This window comes from Microbacterium sp. SD291 (genome assembly GCF_017355365.1).
Classification (GTDB): Bacteria; Actinomycetota; Actinomycetes; order Actinomycetales; family Microbacteriaceae; genus Microbacterium.
In genome coordinates this window covers 1-4076 of the sequence record NZ_JADIJR010000062.1, presented here as the reverse complement: position 1 = coordinate 4076, position 4076 = coordinate 1, and the positions used below count along the sequence as shown (strand labels likewise).

At 69.7% G+C, this 4076-nt stretch carries 4 protein-coding genes; 2 read left to right on the top strand and 2 right to left on the bottom strand.

Annotated features, from left to right (window positions below; translation table 11 throughout):
* Both IPV10_RS16700 and IPV10_RS16695 read right to left on the bottom strand, forming a co-directional pair.
* Nucleotides 1-703, bottom strand: a 703-nt coding sequence (locus tag IPV10_RS16700) for an SDR family NAD(P)-dependent oxidoreductase (protein WP_207485776.1), incomplete at its 3' end; no start/stop codon positions are given.
* Nucleotides 700-1560 (bottom strand): fumarylacetoacetate hydrolase family protein, encoded by an 861-nt coding sequence (locus tag IPV10_RS16695; RefSeq protein ID WP_207485774.1) that lies wholly within the window; start codon nucleotides 1558-1560, stop codon nucleotides 700-702. The genes IPV10_RS16700 and IPV10_RS16695, both read right to left, overlap by 4 nt.
* Before the next feature lie 136 nt (nucleotides 1561-1696).
* Here IPV10_RS16695 and IPV10_RS16690 point away from each other — a divergent pair, with 136 nt between their 5' ends.
* Nucleotides 1697-2992 (top strand): L-fuconate dehydratase, encoded by a 1296-nt coding sequence (locus IPV10_RS16690; protein WP_207485772.1) that lies wholly within the window; start codon nucleotides 1697-1699, stop codon nucleotides 2990-2992.
* A complete protein-coding gene (locus IPV10_RS16685) occupies nucleotides 2979-3944 on the top strand; it encodes an aldo/keto reductase (protein WP_207485770.1) in 966 nt (321 codons plus the stop codon). The genes IPV10_RS16690 and IPV10_RS16685 overlap by 14 nt, the downstream gene beginning before the upstream one ends.
* Nucleotides 3945-4076: the final 132 nt, after the last annotated feature.

Sequence of the window (4076 nt, the reverse complement as noted above, 5' to 3'; positions counted from 1 at the left end):
ACGTGCCGGTCGTCGAACCGGCGCCGGGCGACACCAGGTAGGCGACGGCGGCGGCGACCTCCTCGGGCGACACGAGCCGGCCGTGCGGCTGCCGTGCCTCGAGCGCCGCGCGCTCGGCGGCAGGGTCCGATGCCGAGTCCAGCAGCCGCCCGACCCAGGGGGTGTCGGCGGTGCCGGGGTTCACGGCGTTCACGCGGATGCCCTCGCGGAGGTGGTCGGCCGCCATGGCGCGGGTCAGCGCGGAGACCGCACCCTTCGACGCGCTGTACAGCGCACGCTGGGGAAGGCCGGTGGTGGAGGCGATGGATGCCGTGTTGCAGACCGCCGCGCTCGGCGACTTCCGCAGCCACGGCAGGGCAGCCGAGGTCACCCGCGCGATGCCGGTGACGTTGATCGAGAGCACTCGCGCCCACTCGTCGTCGTCGTTCGCGGAGATGTCGCCCTGCGCGCCGATCCCGGCGTTGTTCACGACGATGTCGATGCGCCCGAACTGCTCGGCGACGGCCGCGACGGCGGCGTCGACCGAGGCGCGGTCGGAGATGTCGGCGGTGAATGACGCGAAGTCGGGGTCGGCGCCCGAGGTGTCGCGGTCGAGCACCGCGATCTGCGCGCCGTCGGCGTGCAGGCGGCGAGCGACGGCCGCCCCTATGCCTGCGGCGCCGCCGGTGACGATCGCCACCATCCCGTTGAGCGGTCCGGTCATTTCTGTGCCTCCCATGCCACGAACTCCTGCCGCTGATGGCCGAGTCCCTCGATCTCGATCTCGACGACGTCGCCGGCCTTCAGGTACGGGAACTTCCCGCCGAAAGCGACACCCTGCGGGGTGCCGGTGAGGATCAGGTCGCCGGGCTCGAGCGTCACGTACTGCGACAGGTGGTGCACGATCACGCGCACGTCGAAGATCATGTCGTCGGTGTTCGAGTCCTGGCGGGGCTCGCCGTTGACCCAGCTGCGCAGCCGCAGCGAATCGACATCGACCTCGTCGGGAGTCACCAGCCAGGGCCCGGTCGGGTTGAAGCCGGGGGCGATCTTGCCCTTCGACCACTGCCCTCCGGAGACCTCCATCTGGAACGCCCGCTCCGACACGTCGTTCGCGACCACGTACCCGGCGATGTGAGCATCCGCCTCGTCCGGCGAGTCCAGGTAGGCGGCGCGGGCGCCGATGACGATGCCGAGCTCGACCTCCCAGTCGGTCTTCTCGCTGCCGCGGGGGATGGTGACGGCGTCGTTCGGGCCGACGACCGTGTTCGGCGTCTTCAGGAACAGGATCGGGATGGTCGGCGGCTCGGCCCCGGACTCGCGGGCGTGCGCCGCATAGTTCTGGCCGATGCAGATCACCGCGCTCGGGCGCGCGATCGGCGCGCCGATGCGCATCGCCGCGGCATCCTCGAGCACCGGGAGCTCGTCGGCGGCCCTCGCGGCGGTGACCCGGGCACGGAAGTCGCCGGAGAGGAAATCGCCGTTCACATCGGATGTCACCGACCGGAGATCGAGGTGGCGATCACCCTCCACGAGGACGGGGATCTCGGTCCCTAGGTCGCCAAGTCGCGCGAACTTCATGATGCTCCTGATTCGTCGGTGGTCGTCTCGGAGGGCCACGTCGAGGTGGCATGTCTCATTGACAGTATAGACATCGGATGTTTACACTCCAAGAGATCCGCACGAACAGATCGCATCGTGCACGGAGAGGAACCCAGTGAGCCGTATCGTCGCCCTCGACACCACCGACATCCGCTTCCCGACGTCCCTGAGTCTGGACGGGTCGGACGCGATGAACCCGGACCCCGACTACTCGGCGGCCTACGTCATCGTCCGCACCGATGCCGAGGACGGCGTCGAGGGGCACGCGTTCGTGTTCACGATCGGACGCGGCAACGACGTCCAGGTCGCGGCGATCGACGCGCTTGCGGGGCACCTCGTCGGCCGCGAGCTCGAGCCGCTGCTCGACGACATGGGCAGCACGTTCCGCGAGCTGATCGGCGACTCGCAGCTGCGCTGGCTGGGCCCTGAGAAGGGCGTCATGCATATGGCCATCGGCGCGGCCATCAACGCGCTGTGGGACATCAAGGCCAAGCGCGCGGGGCTCCCGCTCTGGCAGCTCCTCGCCCGGATGACGCCGGACGAGATCGTCGACCTGGTCGACTTCCGCTACCTCACGAACGCGATCACCCGCGACGACGCACTGGAGATCCTGCGGGCCGCCGAACCGGGTCGCGCCGAGCGCGAGCGGCAGCTGCTCGTCTCCGGATACCCCGGCTACACGACCAGCCCCGGCTGGCTGGGCTACTCCGACGAGAAGCTCGAGCGACTCGCCCGCGAGGCGATGGCAGACGGCTTCACGCAGATCAAGCTCAAGGTCGGCGCCGACCTGCAGGACGACATCCGCCGATTCCGCAAGGCCCGCGAGGTGTGCGGTCCCGACTTCCCGATCGCGATCGACGCGAACCAGCGCTGGGAGGTGTCGGAGGCGATCGAATGGGTGAACGCGCTCGCAGAGTTCAACCCCGCCTGGATCGAGGAGCCGACCAGCCCCGATGACATCCTCGGCCACGCCGAGATCGCCAGGGGAGTGGCGCCGATCCGCGTCGCGACCGGCGAGCACGCGCAGAACCGGATGATCTTCAAGCAGCTCCTGCAGGCGAACGCGATCTCGGTCATGCAGATCGATGCCGTGCGCGTCGCGGGTGTCAATGAGAACATCGCCAACCTGCTGCTCGCCGCCAAGTTCGGCGTGCCGGTGTGCCCGCACGCGGGCGGGGTCGGGCTCTGCGAGGCCGTGCAGCACTTGTCGATGTTCGACTTCGTCGCCGTCACCGGCACCCGCGAAGGCCGCCTGATCGAGTACGTCGACCACCTGCACGAGCACTTCGTCGTCCCGACCGACATCCAGCGCGGCTCCTACATGCCGCCGACCGCGGCGGGCACCGGCATGGAGATGAAGGCCGGCAGCATCGAGGCGTACACGTGGAAGGGGCAGCATGTCCTCGCCTGAGCGTCGCATCCCGCGTCTCGGATACGGCGCTGCGAACGTCGGCAACCTGTTCCGCGAGCTGAGCGATGACGAGTCCTCGGCGATCCTCGAGGCGGCGTGGGACAGCGGCATCCGCTGTTTCGACACCGCTCCGCACTACGGCCTCGGCCTGTCCGAGCGCCGGCTCGGCGCGTTCCTGCAGACCAAGCCGCGCGAGGAGTACTTCCTCTCCACGAAGGTCGGCCGGCTGCTGCGCCCGAATCCCGAGCACGCAGCCGGCGGCCTGGACACCGCGAACGACTTCCACGTGGCAGACGACCTGCAGCGCGTGTGGGACTTCTCGGCCGACGGCATCCGCCGGAGCCTCGACGAGTCCCGCGAGCGGATGGGCATCGAGACCATCGACCTGCTCTACCTGCACGACCCCGAGCGGCACGACCTCGATCTCGCGCTCGCCGAGGCGCTGCCCGCGCTCGAGCAGCTCCGGGCCGACGGCGAGGTCGACGCGGTCGGCATCGGATCGATGGTGTCGGATGCTCTCGCCACCGCCGTCCGCTCGGCCGACCTCGACCTGATCATGGTCGCGGGCAGGTACACGCTGCTCGAGCAGCCCGCCGCCGTCGACGTCCTCCCGGCGTGCCGGGAGAGGGGGACGGGGGTCGTCGCGGCATCCGTCTTCAACTCGGGGCTCCTGGCCTCGAACGAGCCCCGCCGTGACGGGCGATACGAGTACGGCGAGCTCCCGGAGGAGCTCTGGCAGCGGCTGCTGCGAATCGCCGCGGTGTGCGCCGACCACGACGTGCCGCTGCCGGCCGCCGCGATCCAGTTCCCTCTGCAGTCCGACACCGTGCACTCCGTGGTCGTCGGCGGCAGCCGCCCGGCACAGGTGCGGCAGAACGCCGAGTACGCCGCCCTGGAGATCCCCGCCGAACTCTGGCACCACCTCGCCGACGAGGCCCTCATCCCCGTCTGACCTGTTCACCCGGGTTCCGGTCGCACTCGCGCACGGTTCCGGACTGCTGGACCGGCACGAACTGCGACCGGAACACCAATCGAAGGAGTCACCGTGCTCGAAGGCATCCACCCGCTGCTCACCGGAGAGCTG